This is a genomic window from Paracoccus methylarcula (assembly GCF_003007735.2).
GTDB classification, from domain to species: Bacteria; Pseudomonadota; Alphaproteobacteria; order Rhodobacterales; family Rhodobacteraceae; genus Paracoccus; species Paracoccus methylarcula.
In genome coordinates, this window is record NZ_PXNQ02000009.1 from 22,705 (window position 1) to 47,520 (window position 24,816).

Here is a 24,816-nt window from a genome sequence, read left to right on the forward strand (position 1 = left end):
TATCATAAGCGCCAATCATTCGCGCCGGGGAGGGCGCCGTATCCGGCTTGTGGGGAGGACGTCATGCAATTGCCAGGAATATCCCGTGCCAGCCCGGTTCGCGCCCGTAGCGCCCCGACCATCCTCACTCAACCCGAGGCCGCATCATGACCCAGAGCACCGCCCCGACTTCCTCCACCCCCGCGCCGAAAGCACCGGCACCCTCGCGGCGCGGGCTGATCATCGGAGGCGTGCTCGCGGCTGCCGTGGCAGCCGGCATCGCGCTGGACACCACCGTCGTGCAGATCGGCTCCGAATCCGATGCCCGCCAGCAGGCCTTCTCTCCGGACAGTTATGGAGAGGGAGAGTTCCCGCGCATTCAGGCATTCGTACAGGGAAAGGCCGTTGACGCCGCGACGTTGGCCCCTGCCGTATTGGCCGACAAGGATGCCGCCGCCGAAGAATACGGCACCCCGGCCTCGACCGGCGCGATCATGCCCGTCACGGTGACGGGCGTCGTGGGCGAGGGCAAGTCCGGCGTCTATACGCTGACCGCCGAGGGCGTGCCCGAAGAAATCACCCTCCGCGTCCAGACCGGCCCCGCCATCAACGGCACCGAGCTGCGCGACGCGCCGGGCGATATCGCCTTTGGCCAGTTCAAGAACCAGATCGAATACCAGGATGCGGGCTCTGCCATCAACCGCGCCATGAAGGCCTCTGTTCTGGACGGGATAGATACGGCCAGCCTGCCGGGCAAGACCATTACCGTCACCGGTGCATTCCGGCTGATCAACCCTGCGAACTGGATGATCACCCCTGTCGCGCTGGAGGTGAAATGAGCTCTGAGCCCCCCATCCCCGACGCGCAACCGGACCTGCGGGAAGTCGTGCTTGCCGCCCGCAATGTCGCCAAGTCCTATGGCAATGTCCACGCGCTGAAAGGCGTGAATTTCGACATTCACCGTGGCCAGGTCACGACCCTGTTCGGCGAGAATGGCGCCGGCAAGTCGACACTGATGAAGGTGCTTTCAGGCGTGATCCAGCCGACATCCGGCGAGATCATCCTCGATGGGCAACCCGTCAGTTTCAACAATGCCGCCGATGCCCGCGACCGCGGCATCTCGATCATCCACCAGGAACTGTCGCTGGCCCCCAACATGACGGTGCGCGACAATATCTTCATGGGGCGCGAGATCAGGACCGCCACCGGCGTCGATTTCGCCGAGGAGGAACGGCAGACCCGCAAGCTGATGGAAGATCTCGAAGAGGATATCGACCCGCTGACCCCGGTCGAGGAACTGCGCCTTGGCCAGCAGCAGATCGTTGAGATCGCCCGCGCGCTGTCGGTCAACAGCCGCATCCTGATCATGGACGAGCCGACCTCGGCGCTTTCGGCCAGCGAGGTGGAGGTTTTGTTCAAGGTGATCCGCGACCTGACCGCGAAGGGCGTGTCGATCGTCTATATCTCGCATCACCTTGAAGAGGCGCTGACCATCACCGATCACGCGGTGGTGCTGCGCGACGGAAACATGACCGCCTATGCGCCACGTGCCGAGATCGATCTGGAATGGATCGTCCGCAACATGGTGGGCGAAAACTACGACCTTGGCTCGCCGCCCGAAGGTCACGACATGGGCGAGACCGCATTGTCGATCCGCAACCTGTCGGTCCCGGATGCTTCTGGCGTCGATCTGGTGGACGGGATGTCCTTGGATGTCCGCGCGGGCGAGATCGTCTGCATCTATGGCCTGATGGGGGCAGGGCGCACCGAATTGCTGGAGGCCATCGCCGGGCGGCTGAAGGCTACCGGCGGCGAGATCGTGCTGGAAGGCCGCGAGGTATCGCATCTCTCCATCGGCGAGCGGATCGCGCGCGGCCTTGCACTGGTGCCCGAGGATCGACAACGCGACGGACTCGTGCAGACCATGAGCGTCGGGCAGAACCTGTCGCTGGCCTCTATCCGTAGCTTTACCCGGGGGCTGTTCACGCAGACCCGCGCCGAGAGGGCGCTGATCGGGGACAGTATCCGCGAGGTGACCGTCAAGACCGATGGCCCCGATGCGCCCATCGGCTCTTTGTCAGGGGGCAACCAGCAGAAGGTGGTGATCGGCAAGATACTGGCCACGAAACCCCGCGTCATCATGCTGGACGAACCGTCGCGCGGCATCGATATCGGCGCCAAGGCCGAGGTATTCAGGCTTCTGGCCGAAGGGGCGAAACAGGGGCTTGCGGTGCTCTATTCGACCTCGGAGGTCGGCGAATGCCTGTCGGTCGCGCATCGGATCATTGTCATGCACAAGGGCCATGTCTCGGCCGAATTCGATTCCACCGTCACCAAGGAAGAGATCATGGCCGCCTCGGGCGAGTCCGTGGCCGCCTGAAGGACGAGAGCGAGAGGGAACAACCCATGTCGGATACCACCATCACCCGCGCCTCGGACGGACAGGCGAAGAAATTCAATATCGGCCGCCTGCTGCTGGAGGGGCGCGCCTTCTTCGCGCTGATCCTGATCATCGCGGTGTTTTCGTTCATGTCGCCGAATTATTTCACCCTTGGCAACTTCCTGATCATGTCCAGCCATGTGGCGATCTATGGATTGCTTTCCATCGGCATGCTGCTGGTGATCCTGAATGGCGGCATCGACCTGTCGGTGGGCTCGATCCTTGCGTTGGCGGGCGCAGTGCGGGCGCGATGATGCAGGGGATCGAATTGCAGGCCCTGGGCGTGATCCTCTATCCGCCGGTCTGGGCCGTGGTCGTGCTGACCTGCGTGCTGGGCGCGCTGGTGGGCGCGGTGAACGGCGTGCTGATCTCGATCTTCAGGGTTCCGGCCTTCGTCGCCACGCTTGGCGTGATGTATGTGGCACGCGGCATCGCGCTGCTGATGACCAATGGCCTCACCTATAACAACCTGTCGGGACGGTCTGAGCTGGGCAATACCGGCTTCAGCTGGCTGGGTTTCAACCGCATCGCGGGGATCCCGATCTCGGTGCTGGTGCTGGCAGCGATGGCGATCATCGCCGGTCTGATGCTGTCGCGCTCGTCATTCGGGCGCTGGCTCTATGCCTCGGGCGGCAATGAGCGCGCCGCCGAATTGTCCGGCGTGCCGACCCGCCGGGTCAAGATCACCGTCTATACGCTGTCGGGTATCCTGTCGGCCATTGCGGGGCTGGTCCTGTCCTCGCAGTTGACCTCTGCCGGACCCACCGCAGGCACCACCTATGAATTGACGGCCATCGCCGCCGTGGTGATCGGCGGCGCGGCCCTGACCGGCGGACGCGGAACCGTGCGCGGCACCATGCTGGGGGCCTTCGTCATCGGTTTCCTGTCGGACGGGCTCGTGATCATCGGCGTGTCCTCCTATTGGCAGACTGTCTTTACCGGCGCCGTGATCGTCTTGGCCGTGCTGATGAACTCGCTGCAATACGGACGCGGCACCCGCAAGAGCTGACGTTCCCGAACATCACCGCCCGGACAATGACAAGGCCGGGCGCCACCCCCTGTCCGGTAAAACGGCAGAACCACCAACCCGAAGGGAGAGAGACAATGATGAAGATGACGCGCCGCCTGATGCTGGCCGCCACCGCAAGCCTGCCGCTGATGGCGGGCTCGGCATGGGCCGAAGGACTGATGACGATTATCGTCAACGATCCGGCGAACCCCTATTGGTTCACCGAGGGCGAGGTCGCAAAGGCCACCGCCGAAGAACTGGGCTACACGGCCAATGTCGCCGCGCATAAGGGCGATACCAATACCGAAAGCACCCTGATCGACACCGCCATCACCAACCAGTCGGCGGCGATCATCCTCGATCCGGCCAATGCCGACGGCTCGGTCGGTGCGGTCAAGAAGGCTGTCGATGCGGGCATCCCGGTCTTCCTCGTCAATGCCGAGATCAACCAGGAAGGTCTGGCCAAGGCGCAGCTTGTCTCGAACAACGCGCAGGGCGCGGCGCTTGGCGCGCAGGCCTGGGTCGAGGCGGTCGGCGACAGCGGCCCCTATGTCGAGCTGTTCGGCGCACCCTCGGACAACAACGCCGCGACCCGCTCGAACGGTTTCGAGACGGTTCTGACCCAGTATCCCGACCTGGAAAAGGCCGATCAGGAGGTCGCCAACTGGGACCGCACCCAAGGCTATCAGAAGATGCAATCCATGCTGCAGGCCAATCCCGGCATCATCGGGGTGATCTCGGGCAATGACGAGATGGCGCTTGGCGCCATCGCCGCGCTGAAAGAGGCGGGCAAGCTGGATCAGGTCAAGGTCGGCGGTTTCGACGGCTCCCCCGATGCGGTCGAGGCGGTCAAGGCCGGTGAGATGCAATATACCGTCCTGCAGCCCGTCGCGGTCTTTTCCGAAGAGGCGGTCCGGCAGGCCGACAATTTCATCAAGAACGGTGAAACCGGTGTCGAGATGGAAAAACAGCTTTTCGACTGCATCCTGATCACCGCCGACAATGTCGATCAGATGACCTCGCCCTTCGTGCTTGAGCAGTGACGGGCAGGGGGCGCGGTTAGCCGTGCCCCTTTCCCTTCCGGCGGGTCAGGCTATCCTGTGCTGGCATCGCCACCGGATGACGGGCAGGAGAAAGACACATGGCAGACAGCCCGGATCAGGCCCCGATAGACCGGCTCATTGCCGATGACCTGCCCAGTGACAGCCGCCAGGCCCGCCAGATCGCCCGCCGCCAGATGATCGCCGAGGCGGTCATGGCCGAGGGCACGATGCGGATCGAGGACCTGACCGAGCGTTTCGGCATCAGCCTGATGACCGCCCATCGCGACCTGGACGATCTTGCCAGCCGGGGGCTCTTGCGCAAGACGCGCGGCATCGTCTCGGCCGCCCCCACCAGCCTGATCGAAGCCAGCGACGCCTATCGAGACACGAGGCAGGCCGCCGAGAAATCCGCCATCGCCGCTGAAGCCGCCCGGATCATCGAGCCGGGGCAGGCAGTGTTCTTCGACGATTCCACCACCGTGTTCCGCATGGTCCCGCATCTGGCCGCCAAGGTGCCGCTGACGGCGATCACCAATTCCATCGCCCTGATGAACGCGCTCAAGGATATCCGCGATCTTACCCTGCTGGGGCTGGGCGGGCAGTTCCACAACTGGTGCAACGCCTTCATGGGTCCCGGCACCACCGCCGAGATCCGCCGCCTGCGGGCCGACCTGGTCTTTCTGTCCATGTCCGCGATCACCGATGGAATGGTTTTCCATCAAAGCCCGGACATGGTCGAGACCAAGCGCGCCATGTTCGACAGCGCCGCCAAGCGCGTGCTGCTGGCCGATCACACGAAATTCGAGCGCCGCGCCCTCCATGCCATGGAGCCACTGGAAAAATTCGATCTGGTCATCGTCGATGACGGCACGCCCCCGGCGTTGATCGAACGGATGAAATCGCGCGGCATCGAGGTGCTGGTGGCCAGCCCTGAACGCGCCGGATGATCCGCCGCGTTCGATAAGGCCCGTGTCAGGCGCTTCCCTGATGGGTCAGTGCCGCCTCGACCCCGCGCAACTCGGCCAGCCCCTTGAGCCGCCCGATAGCTGGATAGCCCGGCTGCCCCCCACGTCCGATATCGTCAAGGATGTCCTGCCCGTGATCGGGCCGCATCGGGATCGCCGCATCCGCGCGACCCGCCTTGCGCCGCCGTTCCTCCTCGCGCAGGACCGAGGCGACCAGCGCCACCATGTCAGTCTGCCCGCCCAGATGCTCGTCCTCGAAGAAAGAGCCGCGGATCGCATCGCCGTCGCGCCGGACATTGCGCAGATGCAGGAAATGCACACGCGCGCCAAAGCGCTCCATCATGCCCGGCAGGTCGTTGTCGGGCCGCGCGCCCAGGGAACCCGAGCACAGCGTGATCCCGTTCGCGGGCAGATCGACGGCGGCAAGGCGCTCGGCGTAATCGGCCTCGGTGGACATGATACGGGGCAGGCCCAGCAGGCCGAAGGGCGGATCGTCGGGATGGCAGCACAGCCGCACCCCGATCTCTTGCGCGACGGGGGCGACCTGTTCGAGGAAATCGTGGAAATTCCGGCGTAGCACCGCATCGGTTACGGGGGCATAGCTGTCCAGAAGATCACGCACATCCTCCAGGCTGAAATTCTCCGCCGCGCCCGGCAGGCCGAATACGACATTCCCGGCCAATTGCTCGCGCCGCGCCTCGTCCATGGCGGCAAAACGGCGAGCGGCCTCGTCGCGTATACCCTCGGGGAAATCCTCGGCGGCGCCTGCGCGCTTGAGGATATGGATGTCGAAAGCCGCGAAATCGGTGAAATCGAAACGCATGCAGGTCGCGCCATTGGGCCTGCGCCATGCCAGGTCGGTGCGGGTCCAGTCCAGCACCGGCATGAAATTATAACAGATAACCTCGATGCCCGCCGCCTTCAGGTTCCGCATCGAGGCAATCCAGTTCTCGACATGCGCGCGCCAGTCGCCGCTTTGCGTCTTGATCGCCTCGCTGACCGGCAGGCTCTCGACCACCTCCCATTTCAGGCCCGATGGCGTGCCGTCCCTCATCGCGGCGATCTGTGCTTGCCGTCGGGCGATCTCTTCGGGTGTCCAGGGCGCGCCACTGGGAAGGTGATGCAGCGCGGTCACCACGCCCTGCACCCCGGCCTGCATCATGTCATCGATGGATACCCGATCCTTCGGCCCGAACCACCGCCAAACATGTCTCATCTCATTCTCCTGAATACAGCGAATCGCTATCCCGGGATCCGCTCTTCTTCTTCATGCAAATATCCTCGGGGGTGCCGGCTGGTGCGCCACTGGTTCAAGAACCACCGGCGACGGGGCAGACAACCCCCCGGCCATCTCACGTCGCGAAATCCAGTTGCACCTTGACCGCCTGTGCCCGATCACCGGCCAGGTCGAAGGCCCGCACCGCCTCGCGCGCGGGCAGCACCTGCGTCACCATCGGCGACAGGTCGATCTCTCCAAGGGCGATCATGCGGACGGCCTCGGCGAATTCCCTGTCGAAACGATGGGTGCCGAAAAAGCGCAGCTCCTTGCCCACGATCAGGTTGAGCGGCAGCGGCGTTGTCCCGCCGACACCGATCTGCACCATGCTGCCTTGCGGGCGGGTGACGCCGATCGCCTGCGCGATGGCATGCTGATTGGCGGAACATTCCAGAACCACGTCGATCCGGCCCTTGCCTGTCGCGTAATCGGACAGCCCGTCAGGGTCCCGCGCCACGTTCACCACCCGGTCGGCTCCCATTTCTTCGGCGATCCCCAATGTGAAATCCTGCACATCGGTCACGATGATCTCTGCCGCACCGTGCAGATGTGCCAGCGCGGTGCAGATCGCTCCGATCGGTCCGGCGCCGGTGATCAACACGCGCTGCCCCTCCAGCGAAGGCGCCATGGAGAGCGCGTGCAGGCAGACCGCCAGAGGTTCCGCTCCGGCTGCGGCTTCAGCCTCGACGTAATCGGGCAGGGGCAGGCATTGCGCCACGGGATGGGCCAGCCGGGTGCGGAACAGCCCGTTTTCATGCGGCAGGCGCATGGCCGAACCGTTGAAGCGCATCTCCAGGCAATGCCGTTCCTGTCCGGCCATGCAGAACGCGCATTCCCCGCAGGGGCGCGATGGAGACAGCGCGACAAGCTGTCCGGGTTTGAGCGCCGAGTCCGCAGGTGCGGCCTCGACCACGCCGGCGGCCTCGTGGCCCAGGATGATCGGCTCGCGCACCCGGACGGGACCGAAACCGCCATCGTGGTAATAGTGCAGGTCCGATCCGCAGATACCCCCGCGCTGAACGCGGATCACGGCCATGCCCGGCGCTGCTTCGGGCGCGGGCAGGTCCTCGATGCGCAGGTCATGGGCGGTATGAAGGCGGCAGGCGATATCGGTCATGTCATCAATCCATCAGGGAGGGCAGCCAGGTGCTGATCGCCGGGATATAGGACACCAGCAGCAGCACGAGGATATTGGTAATCAGGTAAGGTACCAGCGCCCGGATCACCGGGGCAAGCGGCAGCCGTGCGATATTGGCGCAGACGAACATGCAGACCCCGACCGGAGGCGTGGTCAGCCCGATCATCAGGTTCAGCACCGCGAAAACCGCGAAATGCAGCGGCTCGACCCCGACGCCCTGCGCCAGCGTCATCAGCGGCACGAAGAGGATGATGAGCGCGGCGATGGTCTCCATGAACATGCCGACGACCAGCAGCACGACATTGATCAGCAGGATCACCAGGATCCGGTTGTCGGTCACCGACAGCACCCCGTTCGCGATCATCTGCGGGATCTGCTCGCTGACCAGGATCCAGCCAAAGACATTGGCCGTGCCCACCAGCGCCAGGATCCCCGCCGAACTCACCGCGCTGTCGATCAGGATTCCCGGCACGCGGGCCAGCGGCAATTCGCGATAGATGAAGGCGCCGACGATGACGGCATAGATCGAGGCGACGACGGCGGTCTCGGTCGGCGTGACATAGCCCGACAGCATCCCGCCCACGATGAGCGCGGTCATCGCCAATGCCCAGAATGCGCCGAGGAACGAGAGTCCCAATTCGCCCCATCCCCGCCATGCCTGGCGTGGGAAATTCCGGCGGCGCGCGATGATATAGGTGGTTATCATCATCGCCAGCCCCAGCATCAAGCCTGGAACCGCCCCGGCGATGAACATCTTGCCGACCGAGATCCCGGCCAGCGAGCCCACGATGATCATCGGCACCGATGGCGGAATGATCGGCCCGACGGTCGAGGAGGCCGCCGTCACCGCGGCCGAGAAATCCGCCGGATAGCCCGCCTTCTTCATGCCGGGGATCATCATTCCCCCGATCGAGGCCGCATCCGCCACCGCCGTGCCGGAAATGCCGCCGAACAGCATCGACGAGGCGACATTGGTCTGCGCCAATCCGCCGCGCACCCAGCCCACCATCGCCTGCGCGAAGCGGATGATCCGCCCGGTGATGCCGCCGCTATTCATCAGGTTGCCCGCAAGGATGAAGCCCGGAATGCAAAGCAATACGAAACTGTCCATTCCCGCATACATCTTTTGCGGAATCACCACCAAAGGCATGCCGTTCCACAGCAGATATGCCGCCGAGGACAGTCCGAGTGTGATCGCCACCGGCAGACCGATTACAAGTCCAAGAAGGAATGTCAGTCCAAGGATCGCCAGACTCATTCGATCTCTCCCATCAGGTTCTCGGGACGGCCATCGCTTGCGCCGGTCAGCATGCCCATGCCGCGCAGCAAGGCCGCCAGTGCCAGCACCGCCAAAAGCAACAGCACGCTGCCATGCGCGTAATTCATCGGCAGTGCCATGGCGGGGGAGGTCTGCATCGCACCGATCCGGGTGAAATGCATGGCGGGCCCGATCAACAGCAGGCAGAAGGCCAGGACCAGCCCCGCCGAAACAAGCCGTGAGACCCATGGCAGACGTCCCGGCAGGCTCTCGCTGACCAGGTCGACATTGACCAGATCGCCCGTCAGCAGCGCCAGCCCGGTCCCGAAGCCCGCGAGGTAGAGCAGGGCAAAACGGGTCAGTTCCTCGGTCCAGACCGGTGAGGCGCCGACAAAGCCGCGCCCGACCACCTGCACGGTGACGGCGGTGATCAGCACCATGAAGGAGATCCCGGTGCCCAATCGCAAAAACGCCCGCATCCAGCGGATCAAGACGGTCATGCTTCCTCCACGGTTAATCTTGGCTTCGGATCATCAAGCTTGGAAATATATCGAGGCGGCCGGCTCCGATACCGGCCGCCCGCAGGATCAGCCCTGGGCGGCGAATAGCTCTTCGACCACCGGCTTGATCTCGTCGCCGACATTGGCCAGCACGGCGTCCTTCGCCTGCGCCGCGAATGCCGCCTTGTCGCTCTCCACGAATGTCATGCCCTTGTCCTGCAAGGCCTTGGTCAGACGATCCTCGTCGGCCAGGAACAGCTCGCGCTCATATTGCTGCGCGGTCTCGGCGGCCTGCGTCACGGCCTCCTGGTCCTCGGCGGACAGGCGGCCCCATGTCATCTCCGAGATGGTCAGGTAAATCCATGACCGCACATGCTCGGTCTTGTTCACGAATTTCTGCACCTCGTTGAAATTCGCCGACTCGATCAGCGCCAGCGGGTTTTCCTGCGCGTCGATCGTGCCGTTCTGCAGCGAGGTGAAGACTTCGCTGAAAGCCATCGGCGTCGGCTGCGCGCCAAGTGCTTCCCACGTTTTCACGAAAAGCGGCACATTCGGCACCCGCAGCTTCAGCCCGTTCAGATCCTCGGGCGTCATCACCTCACGGTTCGAGGTCAGGTTGCGTGGCCCGCGCGCGAAATAGGCGATGGGGCGGATCTGAGCCTTGGCAAGGATCTCCTCCTTGATCTGCGTGCCGATATCGCCTGCCGCGACCTCGTCCATCTGCTCCAGCGTCAGATAGGCATAGGGAACCGCCAGCAGCGCCGCCATCGGTGACCAGTTTTGCAGGCTCTCGCCGGTGATCGTCATGTCGGCGGTGCCAAGCTGCATGCCGTTGATCAGGTCGATCTCCTTGCCAAGCGATTCATTGGGGAAAACCTGGACCTCGACGCGGCCATCGGTCAGCCTGGCGACTTCCTCGCCGAATTTCAGCGAGGCCTTGTGCCAGCTGTTTTCCTCGTTCGCCAGGTGGCCCAGCTTGATGGTCACATCGGCGGCATGGGCGCGGATCGCAGGCGTGGTCAGCAGGCTGGCCCCGGCCAGCGCGGTGAATTGACGGCGGTTCAGTTTCACGATGGTTCCTCCTGATTTCATTTCGTGAAGAATTCGGGTTTGCTGCGGGCGATCTCGGGCAGGTCGTTCAGCACTTGGCGCAGATGCAGGCGCATCGCCTGTTCCGCGGCATCCGCGTTGCCCTCGCGCAGCGCCTGCACGATGGCCCCGTGCTGCTCGATCAGCTTCTGGTGGTCAAAGACCCGCGCGGTGATGTGCCGCAGCCGGTTCATCTGGGATTTCAGCCCCTCCAGCACGTCCCAGACATCGCCATGCCCCGCCGCGACGGCAAGGCTGTGATGGAACCGGTCGTCCAGCGTGATGAAGGCTTCGACATCCTGCCGCTCGCTGGCCTCTCGCTGCGCGGCAAGCTGCTCGTCCAGCCGGGTCAGCAGCGCATCATCGAGATTGGCCGAGACCATGCGGATCAGGTCGCTTTCCACCGCCTCGCGGATCAGGCGCGCCGAAAGCACGGCCTTGACCGAGATCCGGCCGATGAAGGTGCCGCGCTGCGGGCGCACTTCGGCCAGCCCCGTGGCGGTCAGGCGGATGAAGGCTTCGCGCACCGGCTGACGGCTGACGCCTGCTTGCCCCGCGATTTCGGTTTCGCTGAGACGCGCGCCGGGTTCCAGCTCACCGCGAAGAATACGGCCATGCAGCCAGGCATAGACCTGCTGCGCAGTCGAATTTCCCGATGTGACGATATTGAACTGGTCCACGGTGATCCTCCTGTCGAGAGCTACTATACCATACTTCCATACAAGTCAATTGCCATGGCGACGGGACTTGTGCCCGCGATGGCCGGGGTGACCTGCATGAACAAGAAAGGGAGCGTCGGTCCGATCACAATCGGCTCCAGTATGTTTTTCATACTGATCTTGAGGTGTCGGTTCAGGGGGCATTTCTTCTTCCGCCCGAATGCGGGGGAAACGTCGCGCAACGCGCGTATCCGTTGTGTCGGATTCCTGCAGGAGATCACCTTGTTCGGATTGTCGCCCGGATTACGGTTGCCGTGCCAGCCGGAGCAAGGCCCAACGGGCGGCATCCGCAACCGCCTCATCAGGGTCGTTCACGAGCGGCCTTGCGGCTTCCGCCAATCTCGGCTCTCCGGAATTTCCTATCGCATAAAGGACGTTACGGACAAATCGATCACGCCCGATCCGCTTGATCGGACTGCCGGAAAACCGGGCCCGGAACCCGGCATCGTCCAGAATGGCGAGTTCCTCCAGTGGCGGCGCATCGACGATACCGCGATATCGCATCTCGGTTCCCGTCTGCGCGAACTTGTTCCAGGGACAGACGGCAAGGCAATCGTCGCAACCATAGATCCGGTTACCCATCAATTCCCGCAATTCGGGATCGACCGGCCCCTTGTGCTCGATCGTCAGGTAAGAGATGCATCTTCGCGCATCCAGTTGAAATGGCGCAGGAAATGCCTTTGTCGGACAGATGTCCAGGCAGGCGCGGCAGGACCCGCAATGCTCCCTCTCCGGCTCGTCCGGTGGCAGTTCCTGCGTGGTGAAGATGGCACCCAGGAAGAACCAGCTTCCCAGTTCCCGCGACAGCAGATTGGTATGCTTGCCCTGCCATCCCAGGCCCGCCGCCTCTGCCAGCGGTTTCTCCATCACCGGGGCGGTATCGACGAAAACCTTGATTTCATGGCCCGGTTCCTGCTCCAGCAGCCAGCGTCCCAAGCGTTTGAGCCGCTTCTTGACCAGGTCGTGATAGTCCCGCCCCTGCGCATAGACGCTGATTGCCGCGCGATCCGGCTGTGCCAGAACCGCCAGCGGATCATGGTCTGGCGTGTAAAGTTCGGCCAGCATGATCACCGAACGCGCCTCGGGCCAGAGCGCCGCCGGATTGCCGCGCCAATGCGTGCGCTCGGCCATCCAGCTCATCTGTCCATGCCTGTCCGCTTCAAGAAACGACTGTAATCGCCGAGCAATTTCCGGCGCCGCGTCCGGGGTTGTAATCCGCATCCCGGCAAAGCCGACGGCCTCGGCCTCAAGAGCCAGGGCAGCCTTGATCTTCTTCTTTGTGAAAATACCTCGGGGGTCCGGGGGCTGGCCCCCGGCCGTCGCGGGACGCGCGCCGCGCCCGCCCGTCCTATCCGAAGTCCAGCTCGGCATAATGCGGGGCCGGATGTATCCCGGGAACCTGATCGGCCAGGACCGGACGGAAAGCCGGGCGTGACTTGATCGTCGCGTACCAGTCCCGCACCATCTCGGACCGGTCCCAATCCACGTCGGAGATGTAGTCCAGGCAAGAGAAATGCGCCGCAGCGGTGAAATCGGCCAGCGACAGGGTGTTACCTGCCAGCCAGCGGCGGGCTTCAAGAAGGCTGGCAAGGTAGTCGATATGTTCCTTGATCGCCCTGAGCCCGTCCTTGACCACCCGGCTGTCGGGATAGCCCGAGCGCATGATCTTTTTCCACACACGCTCCTCCATGATCGGGCGCGTGACCTCGGCATTGAACTTGTCGTCGAACCAGGCGCAAAGCCTTCGCACCTCGTGCCGCTCCATCGGGGTTTGCGGCATCAGGGGCGGGTTCGGCACGGTTTCGTCCAGATATTCGACGATGGCCTGGCTTTCGGCCAGCATGTTGCCGCGATAGCGTAAGACCGGCAGCTTGCCCGCCGGGTTGCGGCGTTTCAGGTCGGGAGGGCTTTCCCAATACCGTTCCTCGACCAGTTCGACCTCGATCTTCTTCTCGGCCAGAACCAGCCGCACCTTGCGGCAGAAGGGTGACAGCATCGAGTGGTAAAGGCGCGTGGTCTGGGTGTTGTTGTTCATTGACTGCTCTGGGCCTCTTCGTTGCCGGGCGTTCATATTGATACGGCGGCGGCAATGTTGTTTCAACCTGATGGGTTGCTGCTCACAGGCAGCCGGCCCTTCCGTCCCGCGCGATCGTGGCCGCTCCATCGGCGATCGAGCGTGAGCGGCGCGATGCCTGATGCGGGCTGCGGGATTTGGGCGCGGGCAGGATCGCGGCCAGCCTTGCCGCCTGCACCGGGGTCAGCTTGTCAGGTGTGGTGCCGTAATATTCGCGGGCGGCCGCCCCCACACCGAAAATGCCCGGTCCGAACTCCGCCACGTTCAGGTAAACCTCAAGGATCCGCTGCTTGGACCAGAGCGCTTCGACAAGCGGTGTGAACACCGCCTCCAGCAATTTCCGCGTCCAGCTTCGGTTTTGCCACAGGAACACGTTCTTCGCGGTTTGCTGGCTGATGGTCGAGGCGCCATGCGAGCTGCCGGAGGCGACCACCTTCCGGATCTCGGTCATGTCGAAACCCCAGTGCCGGCAGAAATTGGCATCCTCCGCCGCCACGACCGAACGGCGCATGACCGGGGCGATATCCCCGATATCCGCCCATTCGCGAGGCTTGATGGGATGGTTGCGCGACTCGGCGATGATGGTCCATGTCGTCGGCGGATTCACCAGGCCATAGAAGGCCACCAGCACCATCATCAGCAGGAAGACGCGCAAGAGAAACCAGCGCAACCAGATGGCCAGGCGGCGCAGCGGCCGCCAGCGCACGGGCTTGGCGCCTTTCCGGGCGGGTTCTGGCGCAGGGGTTCTGAATAACAGGCGCAGGATCATGATCGGGCTTTGTCATGCTCCTTGCCGCGCAGTCAAGCATCTGCTTTTGGAATGACGAATGCGGCCCGGAAAAGGCCGCATTCGGAACTCGTGCAATCGCCGGGTTACTCCGCCGGAACCGCGCTGGCGTCATCGACCGCCTCGATCGGATGAGGCAGATGCGGCAGCATCTCTTTCGGGCAGACCTGCAGGAAATTCACCTTCTCGCGATCCCAGTCCTGCAGGATGTCCTCGGCCCTGCGCGACATGGTTTCCCTGTGGTGACGCTCGATCAGGGCCTTCAGCTCGGTCTCCCAGTGATCCTGCGTGACCGGGCACATCACCAGCGTTTCCGGGTTGATATAATCGCGCGCAAACCCTTCGGGATCATAGAGATAGGCCATGCCGCCGGTCATGCCCGCGCCGAAATTCGCGCCGATCCGGCCAAGGATCACCGCGATGCCACCGGTCATGTATTCGCAGCCATTGCTGCCGCAGCCCTCGATCACCACTGTCGCGCCGCTGTTGCGGACGGCAAAACGTTCCCCGGCACGGCCGGCGGCGAAGAGATAGCCGTCGGTGGCGCCGTAAAGGACCGTGTTGCCGATGATGGTATTGTTGGCGGCGGTCAGCGGCGAGATCATCGGCGGACGCACGGTGATGGTGCCGCCCGACAACCCCTTGCCGACATAGTCATTGGCATCGCCCGAAACCTCCAGCTTCAAGCCCGGAGCGGCGAATGCGCCAAGGGATTGTCCGGCGCTGCCGGTCAGCCGGACCGTCAGGTGATCGGGCTGCAGATCGTTGCGCATACCGAATTTCTGCACGATCATGCTGGATGTCCGCGTGCCGATGGTCCGCAGCGTGTTACGCACGGCATAGGAGAGCTGCATCTTCTCGCCATCCGAGAAGAACCGCTCGGCATCGCGGATGATTTCCGCGTCCAGCGTGTCCATCACCGCGTTGCGCGGTTTGCTGCGATCATAGACGATCTTGTCCCAGCCATCGACGGTGATCAGGAGCGGATTGAGGTCCAGATCATCCAGATGCGCGGCGCCACGGCTGACCTGTGTCAACAGATCGGCACGGCCGATCACCTCGTCGAGGCTGCGCGCCCCGATGGAGGCCAGGATCTCGCGCACCTCCTGCGCATAGAAGGTGATCAGGTTCACCACCTTGTCGGCGCTGCCGGTGAACATGGCGCGCAGTTTCTCGTCCTGCGTGCAGACGCCGACCGGGCAGGTGTTCGACTGGCACTGGCGCACCATGATGCAGCCCATGGCGATCAGGGCGGCGGTGCCGATACCGTATTCCTCGGCCCCCATCATCGCCGCCATGACGATGTCGCGCCCGGTGCGCAAGCCGCCATCGGTGCGCAGTGTCACGCGTTCGCGCAGACGGTTCATGGCAAGAACCTGGTGCGCCTCGGTCAGACCCATCTCCCAAGGCAGGCCGGCGAATTTGATCGAGGTCGCCGGACTGGCTCCGGTGCCGCCGTTATGGCCCGAGATCAGGATCACGTCGGCCTTGGCCTTGGCCACGCCCGCAGCAATCGTGCCGACGCCGCTGGAGGCCACCAGCTTGACGGTGATCTTGGCACGCGGGTTGATCTGTTTCAGGTCATAGATGAGCTGCGCCAGATCCTCGATCGAATAGATGTCGTGATGCGGCGGCGGCGAGATCAGCGTCACGCCGGGCGTCGAGTGCCGCAGCCGGGCGATCAGCTTGGTGACCTTCATGCCCGGCAACTGCCCGCCCTCGCCGGGCTTGGCGCCCTGGGCGACCTTGATCTCCAGCTCTTCGCAGGCGTTCAGGTATTCGGCGGTGACGCCGAAGCGGCCCGAGGCGACCTGCTTGATCTTGGCGCAGGGATTGTCGCCATTGGACAGCGGATGGCTATGCGCCGGATCCTCGCCACCCTCACCGGAATCGGACTTCGCGCCGATCCGGTTCATGGCGATGTTCAGCGTCATATGCGCCTCGGGCGACAGTGCGCCCAGGGACATCCCCGGCGTCACGAAGCGCTTGCGGATCGAGGTGATCGATTCGACCTCTTCGATGGGTACCGGCTTGCCGAGCGGCTTCATGTCCAGCAAATCGCGGATATGGATCGGCGGATTGGCCCGCATCGCCGCGCTGAACTGTTTCCAGATGTCGTAAGAGGCCTTTTCGCAGGCCATCTGCAACATCTTCATCGTATTGGCTTCCCAGGCATGTTTCTCGCCCGAGCGGCGCAGCTTGTAGAATCCGCCCACCGGCAGCAATTCGACATTGTCGGCATGCCAGCCCTTGTGATGGATGTCCTCCAGCTTGGCCTGCAGCCCGTGCAGCCCGATGCCGCTGATCCGGCTATGCATGCCGGGGAAATACTCGGCCACCATGGCGCGGGACAGGCCCACGGCCTCGAAATTCAGCCCGCCGCGATATGACGACAGAACCGAGATTCCCATCTTGGCCATGATCTTGAGCAGCCCGGCATCGATGGCGTCGCGGTAACGGCGCATATTGTCGATCAGGCTGTCTTCCAGCAGGCCACGTTCGATCCGGTCATTGATCGAATCCTGCGCGAGATAGGGGTTCACCGTGGTTGCCCCGGCACTGATCAGCACCGCGAAATAATGCGGATCGATGCATTCGGCGGAACGGACATTGATTGAGCAGAAGGTGCGCAACCCCTTGCGCGTCAGCCATGAATGCACCGCGCTGGTGGCAAGGATCATCGGCATGCCGATCCGGTCCGGCCCCTGGTGCTCATCCGTCAGCACCAGATGGCCCGCGCCGGAACGCACCGCGTCCTCGGCCTCGGCCCGGATCCGGGCCAGCCCCTCGCCAAGCGCGTCCTGCCCGGCACCGTCGGCGAAGCTGCAGTCGATATAGGTGACGGCATCGCCGAACATCCGGCACAGCTCGGCATATTCGTTATTGGCGATGAACGGGCTTTCGAGGATCAGGATCTCGGTCTGCGACGAGCTTTCATCCAGCACGTTCTTGAGATTGCCGAACCGGGTCTTGAGGCTCATCACCCGCGTTTCACGCAGGCTGTCGATGGGCGGGTTCGTCACCTGGCTGAAATTCTGCCGGAAGAAATGGCTCATCGGCCGATACTGGTTCGACAGGACGGCGGGCGGAGTGTCGTCGCCCATCGAGGCCAGCGCCTCCTTGCCGTCCTCGGCCATGGGCGAGAGCACATGTTCCAGCTCTTCCATGGTGAAGCCGGCGGCGATCTGACGGCGGCGCAGCTCGTCGCCGGAATAGCGATGCATTTCGGGCAATTCGCGCATGATGTCGTTCAGATCGACGACCTTTTCGATCCATTCGCCAAAGGGCTGGCTGCCGGCCAGCCGGTCCTTGATCTCGGTATCGTGGTAGAGCTTGCCCTCCCACATATCGACCGCGATCATCTGTCCCGGACCGAGCGCGCCCTTTTCGCGGACATTGGCCTCGTTGATCGGCACCATGCCGACCTCGGAGCCCGCGATCAGCAGGTTGTCGCCGGTCACGACATAGCGCATCGGCCGCAGCCCGTTGCGGTCCAGCCCGCCGCAGACCCAACGGCCGTCGGTCATGGCCAGCGCGGCGGGACCGTCCCAGGGCTCCATCACGGCATTGCAATAGGCATACATGTCGGCCCATGGCTGCGGCATGTCGGTGGTCGCCTTGGACCAGCTTTCCGGGACCAGCATGGTCTTTGTCATCGGCGCGGAACGGCCAGAACGGACCATCACCTCGAAGACCGCGTCCAGCGCCGCCGAGTCCGACGATCCGGCGGCCACGATCGGCTTGATATCCTCGGCCATCTCGCCAAAGGCGTTCGAGGCCATGCGGATCTCGTGGCTGCGCAGCCAGTTGACATTGCCTTTCAGCGTGTTGATCTCGCCGTTATGGGCCAGCATGCGGAAGGGCTGGGCCAGCCACCATTGCGGGAAGGTGTTGGTCGAATAGCGCTGGTGATAGATCGCGAAGGAGGACTCGAAGCGCTCGTCCTTGAGATCGGGATAGAACTCCGCGACCTGCTCGGCCAGCATCATGCCCTTGTAGATGATCGACCGGCAGGAGAGCGAGCAGAAGTAAAGCTCGGGCACCTGCGCCGCTACCGCGGCCTTCTCTATCCGGCGGCGGATGATGTAGAGTTCGCGCTCGAACTGGACGTGATCGATATCCTTCTCGCAGCGGATCAGGATCTGTTCGATCTCGGGGCGGGTGGCGTTGGCCTTGTCGCCCAGCACGGCGGTATTCACGGGCACGTGCCGCCAGCCATAGATATAGTGCCCCATCCGCAGAACCTCGGATTCCACGATGGTCCGGCATGCCTCCTGCGCCGCGAAATTGGTGCGCGGAAGGAAGACCTGTCCGACGGCGATCAGCTTGTCATTGTCGGGCTCATGCCCGGTGCGGCGGACCTGGTCGTAAAAGAAGGGGACCGGGATCTGCACATGGATGCCCGCACCGTCGCCGGTCTTGCCATCGGCATCCACCGCACCGCGGTGCCAGACCGCCTTGAGCGCGTCGATGCCGTTCTGCACCACCTGGCGGCTGGCCTTGCCATCGATGCTGACCACCAGCCCGACGCCGCAAGAGGAATGCTCGTCCTCTTGCCGGTAAAGGCTGTTCTCGGCCATCCAGTCGCGGCGGGCCTGTTCCTCTGCTTGCCAATCCTTGCTCATAGCTGGGCCCTTTCGTCAGGGAGCTGCGCCACTATCTGGCCGCAGTCGAATTGCGGGGTTGTTTCACCGAAGCCCTTCTCGCCCGGGAAATTGAACAGGACGGGGCTGTCATTCGTTTCCTGCCGAAGCCCGGTCCAGTCGCTCTGTGTCTCCTGGCCGCCGAAAAAGCGGCCCATCGCGCGGTTGATGAATTGCTGGCCCGATCGTTCGATCAGCACCTCGCCATTGACATCGGTGGTGGTCAGTTCGAACCGCGTCTTTTCCAGCTTGATTCCATCGACGGTGACGGTCTCTCCGGTCAGTTCGTCATGGCCGACATGATGCAGCCGTTCCCCGGTATTGGACTCGGTCCAGAAGTCGAAATCATCATGGCCGGTCTCGATCAGGGTGCTGAAACTGGCGTGGTCCCTGGCCTCATCGACCAGCCGGTCCTCGATGCCGGAATTGGGATTGCGGCTTTCGATCCAGCGCGTTTCGGAATCGATCCGCGAGATATGGGTCGGCCCGTCCTCGTTGAAGATCGCGCTGCGCTGATGCCCATCCGGATCCGTGCCGCAACGATAGATCTGGCTGACCGTGCAGCCGCGATTTTGCACCGTCACTTCGAGCTTGCAGCCCTGTGGCGGCGTGAAGGTGCCGGCATGGCTGGGCAGGGCGGTAAACGGTAATGCCGCAGCCCATGCCAGAACGGACAGTATTCCCGGCCCTTGCAGGGTGATCCGCGAGTCTTGCCGGGGGTGGATGCAGGCTTTGTGTCTCATTCTCACGGCCTCATTCAGCGGCGACGCGCGCGTCGCCGGTCAGGAAGTTCGAGATCGATTCGGCAGCCTCGCGCCCGTCCCGGATCGCCCAGACCACCAGGCTGGCCCCGCGGACGATATCCCCGACCGCGTAGACCCCGGGGATAGAGGTGCGATGCGTCTGGAAATCGGCCTTGATCGTGCCCCAACGGGTGACCTCCAGCCCATCGACGCCCCAGAGCTGCGGCAGTTCCTCGGGCTCGAAGCCAAGCGCCTTGATGACCAGTTCGGCGGGCTCATCGTAATCGGCCCCTTCGATCAATTCCGGGGATTGACGGCCTGTAACATCGGGCGCGCCAAGCCGCATCTTCTGGACGCGGACGCCCCCGACTTGCGAAACGCCATCGACATCGCGTTCCTGCGCGGTGGCGGCCTCTCCGGTCACATGGCCGGTGAAGGCGCCGGGGGCCGAGAGCCAGACGAATTCCACGCCCTCCTCTTCGGCGTTCTGAACCTCGCGCTGAGAGCCCGGCATGTTCGAGCGGTCGCGGCGATAGAGGCATTTGACCGATTGCGCGCCCTGGCGGATCGCGGTGCGCACGCAGTCCATGGCGGTATCGCCGCCGCCGATGACGACGACGCGCTTGCCCTTGGCATCCAGCTCGCCATCGTCGAAATCGGGCACGTCATCGCCGAAATCGACCCTGTTCGAGGCGGTCAGATAGTCGATGGCGCGCACCACGCCGCCGGCATCCGCATTGTCGATATCCAGGTCGCGGGTCTTGTAGACACCGGTGGCGATCAGCACCGCGTCATGCTTGCCCCGGATCGCGTCGAAGCTGATATCCTCGCCGACATTGCAGTTCAGCACGAATTCGACGCCGCCATCCTCCAGCAGCTTGTTGCGGCGCAGGACGATGTCCTTCTCCAGCTTGAAGCCGGGAATGCCATAGGTCAGCAATCCGCCCGCGCGGTCATGGCGGTCATAGACGGTGACCTGGAACCCCATCCGGCGCAGCGCATCCGCCGCCGCCAGGCCACCCGGCCCGGCGCCGATGATCCCGACGCTTTCGGCGCGTTCCTGACGGGGCGAGACCGGCTGGACCCAGCCATTCTCCCATGCGCTGTCGGTGATATATTTCTCGACCGCGCCGATGGTGACGGTGCCGTGGCCGGATTGCTCGATCACGCAATTGCCTTCGCACAAACGGTCCTGCGGACAGATGCGGCCGCAGATCTCGGGGAATGTATTGGTCGATTGGCTGACTTCGTAGGCCTCTTTCAGGCGGCCTTCGGCGGTCAGGCGCAGCCAGTCGGGGATATTGTTGTGCAGCGGGCAATGCGTCTGGCAATAGGGCACGCCGCACTGGCTGCAGCGGCCAGCCTGTTCCGCCGCCTTTTGCCCGGCGTATTCGCGGTAAATCTCGTGGAAGTCCTCGCTGCGCTCGGCGGCGCTGCGTTTTTCCGGCATCTCGCGCGGAGTGGATACGAATTTAAGCATTTTCTGCGTGGCCATGGCTGCGCAACCTTCCGAATGTCAGGAACTCCCGCAATCCGGATAAGGCAAGGCGAGGCGAATGAAAAGTCAGCAATACTGACCTAAATGGTGATTTCCTGATGCTGCAAGAGAAAAAATCTTTGGAAATGGCTCAATTTAGGTCAGTTATGCTTACATACCTGCCGCGAGAGCCAATAAAACAAGGCTGCCGATAATGATTCGCCACCAGCCGAACAGCGCGTATCCTTGCTTCGAGACATAACCCAGCAGCCAGCGCACCACGAAGATCGCCGTGATCATGGCGCAAACGAAGCCGATGGCGATATTCCCCAATGCCGCCCCGTCCAGCACATCGCGATTCTTGTAGAGATCATAGGCAAAGGCCCCGAGCATCGTCGGTATCGAGAGGAAGAACGAGAATTCCGCCGCCGAGCGCTTGTCTGCGCCCAGCAGCAATGCCCCGACAATGGTGGCGCCCGATCGCGACACGCCGGGTATCATCGCCAGGCACTGGATGACGCCGATCTTGAAGGCCATCGCCAGGGGGAAATCCTCGGCCCGGTGATAGGCCGGGTTCGTCGCCCACCGATCCACATACAGGATCACGATCCCACCCAGGACCAGCATGGTTGCAATCAGCACCGGGGTTTCGAACAGGATCGTCTTGATGACGTCATGGGCCAGGACGCCAAGCACCACTGCGGGCATGAAGGCCAGCAGCACCGCGGCGATGAAGCGCCGCGATTGCGGGTCGCGTGGCGCCGTGGAAAAAATCTGCCACAGGCGTTCGGCATAGACCGCCAGGATCGCGAGGACCGCGCCAAGCTGGATGACGACCTCGAATGCCCGGCCGGGCGAGACGAATCCCATGAAATGACCGGCCAGCAGGACATGTCCCGTGGAAGAGACCGGGATGAACTCGGTCAGGCCCTCGAGAATGCCGAGGACAACGGCGATGATGGTATTGGGCTCCATCAGGAGATGCGCAGGTTCTTGGCCGATTGCTTGATATCGTCATATTGACCCGATGGGCGGAAGCGCCAGAGATAATCCTCGATGACGGCCTCGGGGGCGCTTGGCTGGATCCCGAATGCGGCAAATCCCCGGGCATCCTCGCCGACGATATTGTCCTGCCGCAGCAATGCAAGCTGATCGCCGTTCAGAAGCCTGTTGGTGAACAGCCCGCCGGTCAGGTATTGGGCCGCGTCCAATATGCCCGCGCCGATGCGAGCAAGCCAGAACGGCATGTTCAGCACCAGCCGGCGGCGATAGGTCACCTTCAACACCTGTTCCACGATTTCGCGGACGGTCAGCATGTCGGGACCACCCAGTTCATAGATGCCGGATGCGACTTGCCCCTCGGCGGCGATGACTGCGGCCAATGCCACGTCGTCCACGTGAGCGGGTTGCATCCGGGTGCGGCTGCCGATCACCGGCATGATCGGGCCGAATCGTGCCAGGCTCGCGAAGCGGTTGTAAAAGCTATCGCCGGTCCCGAAGAGCACCGAAGGCCGCAGGACGACCGCGTCGGGACGGTTCTCGATCACAGCGGCTTCGCCCCGTGCTTTCGCGGCGACATATTTGCTGGACGAAGCGGCATCCACGCCAAGACCCGAGATATGCACGACCTGCGCGATTCCCATCTCTTGCGACAGGCGCGCGATGTTCCGGGCGCCGTCCTCGAAAATCGATTTGAAGGTGCTTTTCCCTTGTTTCGACGTGATATTCACGCAGTTGACGACGGCATCGGCACCGGACATGGCCGCCCGGACCGATTCCTCGTCACGGATATTGCAAAGTACCGGAACGACCTGGCCCACCGCGCCATAGGTGCGCGTGAACAGCGCCTCGTTCGGGCGGCGCACGGCAATCCGCACCCGCCAGCCGCGCTTGGCCATCAGACGTGCCACCTGACGCCCAAGAAACCCCGAGCCGCCAAAGATCGTGACCAGTTTCGCCATGGGCTTCTCGCCTCCTTCGTGCCGCGTCATAGCCTCAATACTCAAGGCGAGGTCGCGCGACAAGGCGCCCCGCCGGGGTCAAACGCCGCAGGGCCGCAATTTTCAGGTAAAATTTGCGCAAATGCGGACACATATCGGCCGCGACCCGGAGGATCTCATCCCGGGAGCGATTTTTTTGCGAACATCCCATTGACGCCCCCACCGACTGGTTATAGTTACCCCGCTCACACCACCTGCCCAGGTGGCGGAATTGGTAGACGCGCACGGTTCAGGTCCGTGTGCCGCAAGGCGTGGAGGTTCGAGTCCTCTCCTGGGCACCAAGTCTTCGATTACAGCCGATCTAAAATCCCCCGAAACCCACAAAAACAAGGGTTTCGGGGATTTCACTTGGTCGGGCGTGGTGCAAATTCGCTGAGATTCTACGCATGATCATGGTATTTCTGGCTTTCCGATACCATGATGCGAGAGGCGAAAAATACCATGCCCCTGAATCGGAGATTCGGCTGTGGCTTTGACTGAACAACAAATACGCGCCCTGAAACCCCAAGCGAAAGCTTACCGCAAAGGGGATAGGGATGGGCTCTACCTGCAAGTGACCCCTTCAGGCGGGAAACACTGGCGCCTGAATTACAGTTTCCAAGGCAAGCAGAAGACTGCCAGCTTTGGCAGCTATCCCGAGGTCAATCTCTATAATGCCCGCCAGGAACTGGCGAAGGCGAAAGACCTGTTGCGGGATGGCATCGATCCGAACGCGGCAAAAAAGGCTGATGGAGGTCCATCTGACCCCGAGGGCGAGACCTTCCAATCTGTCGCAACCCGATGGTTCAAGCTGAACAAGGATCAGTGGGCATCCAGCTACTACAACCGGATGCGCAACCGCATGGTGCGGGATTGCTTCCCGGAGATAGGGGGCAAGCCTGTTGCGAGCATCACGCCTGCTGACGTGCTGGCCTGCATCCGCAAGATAGAGGAGCGTGGCGCTATCGAGACCGGCAGGCGCATTCATCAGATTATGGGGGCTGCCTTCCGATTCGCAGTGGCCGAGAACCTAATCCCGTTCGATCCATCCCGAGATATTGGTAGCGCCTTGGCGCCCAAGCCCAAGGTCCAGCACCGCGCCGCCATGCCTGCCGATCAGATTGGCGACTTTCTGAAGAGCCTTGACGGATACCGCGTTGACCCTGTGACGGTCGCGGCAATGCGCTTGGTGATCTTCACGGTTGTGAGAACGTCAGAACTGAGATTTGCCGAATGGTCCGAGTTCGAGGATCTGGACGGCAAGGAACCGTTGTGGCGCATTGCGGGCCCGAAAATGAAGATGCGGCGCGATCACTTGGTGCCGCTATCCCGGCAGGCGGTGCAGGTGCTGAAAGAGTTGAAGCCCCTGACAGGTCATCAGCGATTCGTTTTCCTGAGCCAGCAAGCCGGGATGAAAAAACCGATCAGTGAAAATACGATGTTGTATACTCTCTACCGCTCCGGGCATCACTCGCGCGCAACCACGCATGGATTCAGGTCGTCGTTCTCGACATGGAGTAACGAGTCCGGCTGGAACCGCGACTGGATCGAGATGTGCCTGGCGCATGTCGATGGATCGGTGAGGAGCGCATATAATCATGCTCTCTACTTGGGCCAGCGCCGGAAACTGTTGCAGGCGTGGGCGGACTTCATCAGCCCGCCTGGCGAGTTTGACGATATCCTATAAGTATATCTGA

The 24,816-nt window shown here is 62.9% G+C and carries 21 protein-coding genes and 1 tRNA gene; 8 read left to right on the forward strand and 14 right to left on the reverse strand.

Annotated elements, in window-relative coordinates; genetic code table 11:
- Nucleotides 1–146: 146 nt before the first annotated feature.
- From A7A09_RS14465 to A7A09_RS14485, 6 genes are all read left to right on the forward strand, one after another.
- Entirely contained in the window at nt 147–818 is a 672-nt protein-coding gene (locus A7A09_RS14465) for a DUF2291 family protein (protein ID WP_106692066.1), read from the forward strand.
- Nucleotides 815–2,359, forward strand: coding sequence for a sugar ABC transporter ATP-binding protein (locus A7A09_RS14470; RefSeq protein ID WP_106692067.1), 1,545 nt, complete (start codon nt 815–817; stop codon nt 2,357–2,359). Before A7A09_RS14465 ends, A7A09_RS14470 begins: the two co-directional genes overlap by 4 nt.
- A gap of 26 nt (nt 2,360–2,385) precedes the next feature.
- Nucleotides 2,386–2,673 (forward strand): ABC transporter permease, encoded by a 288-nt coding sequence (locus A7A09_RS21600; protein ID WP_245999373.1) that lies wholly within the window; start codon nt 2,386–2,388, stop codon nt 2,671–2,673.
- Entirely contained in the window at nt 2,670–3,428 is a 759-nt protein-coding gene (locus tag A7A09_RS14475; protein WP_245999374.1) for an ABC transporter permease, read from the forward strand. The genes A7A09_RS21600 and A7A09_RS14475 overlap by 4 nt, the downstream gene beginning before the upstream one ends.
- Nucleotides 3,429–3,523: 95 nt before the next feature.
- The gene (locus tag A7A09_RS14480) at nt 3,524–4,471 is read left to right on the forward strand and encodes a D-ribose ABC transporter substrate-binding protein (protein ID WP_106692068.1); all 948 of its coding nucleotides are present in this window, start codon (nt 3,524–3,526) and stop codon (nt 4,469–4,471) included.
- 98 nt (nt 4,472–4,569) lie between these two features.
- Nucleotides 4,570–5,418: a DeoR/GlpR family DNA-binding transcription regulator gene (locus A7A09_RS14485; RefSeq protein WP_106692069.1), complete on the forward strand. Its 849-nt coding sequence runs from the start codon at nt 4,570–4,572 to the stop codon at nt 5,416–5,418.
- Between the two features lie 25 nt (nt 5,419–5,443).
- On the opposite strand, the gene uxuA is transcribed toward A7A09_RS14485, so the two are convergent.
- The 14 genes from uxuA to A7A09_RS14560 form a co-directional block, all read right to left on the reverse strand.
- A complete protein-coding gene (gene uxuA, locus A7A09_RS14490) occupies nt 5,444–6,652 on the reverse strand; it encodes a mannonate dehydratase (protein ID WP_106692070.1) in 1,209 nt (402 codons plus the stop codon).
- Nucleotides 6,653–6,788: 136 nt separating this feature from the next.
- Nucleotides 6,789–7,829 carry an L-idonate 5-dehydrogenase gene (locus tag A7A09_RS14495; protein WP_106692071.1) on the reverse strand — a complete coding sequence of 347 codons (1,041 nt, stop codon included), beginning with the start codon at nt 7,827–7,829 and terminating at the stop codon, nt 6,789–6,791.
- 4 nt (nt 7,830–7,833) lie between these two features.
- Nucleotides 7,834–9,108, reverse strand: coding sequence for a TRAP transporter large permease (locus tag A7A09_RS14500; protein ID WP_106692072.1), 1,275 nt, complete (start codon nt 9,106–9,108; stop codon nt 7,834–7,836).
- On the reverse strand, nt 9,105–9,608 hold the full coding sequence (locus tag A7A09_RS14505) for a TRAP transporter small permease (protein WP_106692073.1): 504 nt from the start codon (nt 9,606–9,608) through the stop codon (nt 9,105–9,107). The genes A7A09_RS14500 and A7A09_RS14505 overlap by 4 nt, the downstream gene beginning before the upstream one ends.
- Before the next feature lie 87 nt (nt 9,609–9,695).
- On the reverse strand, nt 9,696–10,682 hold the full coding sequence (locus A7A09_RS14510; protein ID WP_245999385.1) for a TRAP transporter substrate-binding protein: 987 nt from the start codon (nt 10,680–10,682) through the stop codon (nt 9,696–9,698).
- 14 nt (nt 10,683–10,696) lie between these two features.
- Nucleotides 10,697–11,377: a GntR family transcriptional regulator gene (locus A7A09_RS14515; protein WP_211341142.1), complete on the reverse strand. Its 681-nt coding sequence runs from the start codon at nt 11,375–11,377 to the stop codon at nt 10,697–10,699.
- Between the two features lie 282 nt (nt 11,378–11,659).
- The gene (gene queG / locus A7A09_RS14525; RefSeq protein ID WP_436277802.1) at nt 11,660–12,685 is read right to left on the reverse strand and encodes a tRNA epoxyqueuosine(34) reductase QueG; all 1,026 of its coding nucleotides are present in this window, start codon (nt 12,683–12,685) and stop codon (nt 11,660–11,662) included.
- Nucleotides 12,686–12,764: 79 nt separating this feature from the next.
- Nucleotides 12,765–13,451, reverse strand: a complete 687-nt coding sequence (fzlA, locus tag A7A09_RS14530) for an FtsZ-binding protein FzlA (protein ID WP_106692077.1) — start codon at nt 13,449–13,451, stop codon at nt 12,765–12,767.
- An 82-nt stretch (nt 13,452–13,533) separates the two neighbouring features.
- Complete coding sequence (gene mtgA / locus A7A09_RS14535; protein WP_106692078.1) at nt 13,534–14,259, reverse strand: monofunctional biosynthetic peptidoglycan transglycosylase; 726 nt, start codon at nt 14,257–14,259, stop codon at nt 13,534–13,536.
- 104 nt (nt 14,260–14,363) lie between these two features.
- Nucleotides 14,364–18,902, reverse strand: a complete 4,539-nt coding sequence (gene gltB / locus A7A09_RS14540) for a glutamate synthase large subunit (protein WP_106692079.1) — start codon at nt 18,900–18,902, stop codon at nt 14,364–14,366.
- Nucleotides 18,899–19,663 (reverse strand): hypothetical protein, encoded by a 765-nt coding sequence (locus tag A7A09_RS14545; RefSeq protein WP_148043688.1) that lies wholly within the window; start codon nt 19,661–19,663, stop codon nt 18,899–18,901. Before A7A09_RS14545 ends, gltB begins: the two co-directional genes overlap by 4 nt.
- 10 nt (nt 19,664–19,673) lie before the next feature.
- Nucleotides 19,674–21,158, reverse strand: a complete 1,485-nt coding sequence (locus A7A09_RS14550; RefSeq protein ID WP_106692081.1) for an NAD(P)-dependent oxidoreductase — start codon at nt 21,156–21,158, stop codon at nt 19,674–19,676.
- A 153-nt stretch (nt 21,159–21,311) separates the two neighbouring features.
- Nucleotides 21,312–22,115, reverse strand: a complete 804-nt coding sequence (locus A7A09_RS14555) for an undecaprenyl-diphosphate phosphatase (RefSeq protein ID WP_106692082.1) — start codon at nt 22,113–22,115, stop codon at nt 21,312–21,314.
- Nucleotides 22,115–23,101 carry a complex I NDUFA9 subunit family protein gene (locus A7A09_RS14560; protein ID WP_106692205.1) on the reverse strand — a complete coding sequence of 329 codons (987 nt, stop codon included), beginning with the start codon at nt 23,099–23,101 and terminating at the stop codon, nt 22,115–22,117. The genes A7A09_RS14555 and A7A09_RS14560 overlap by 1 nt, the downstream gene beginning before the upstream one ends.
- 235 nt (nt 23,102–23,336) lie before the next feature.
- On the opposite strand from A7A09_RS14560, the gene A7A09_RS14565 reads away from it, so the two are divergent.
- Both A7A09_RS14565 and A7A09_RS14570 read left to right on the forward strand, forming a co-directional pair.
- Nucleotides 23,337–23,421: transfer RNA gene (locus tag A7A09_RS14565), tRNA-Leu, on the forward strand.
- Nucleotides 23,422–23,606: 185 nt separating this feature from the next.
- Entirely contained in the window at nt 23,607–24,806 is a 1,200-nt protein-coding gene (locus A7A09_RS14570; protein WP_106692083.1) for a tyrosine-type recombinase/integrase, read from the forward strand.
- Nucleotides 24,807–24,816 lie beyond the last annotated feature (10 nt).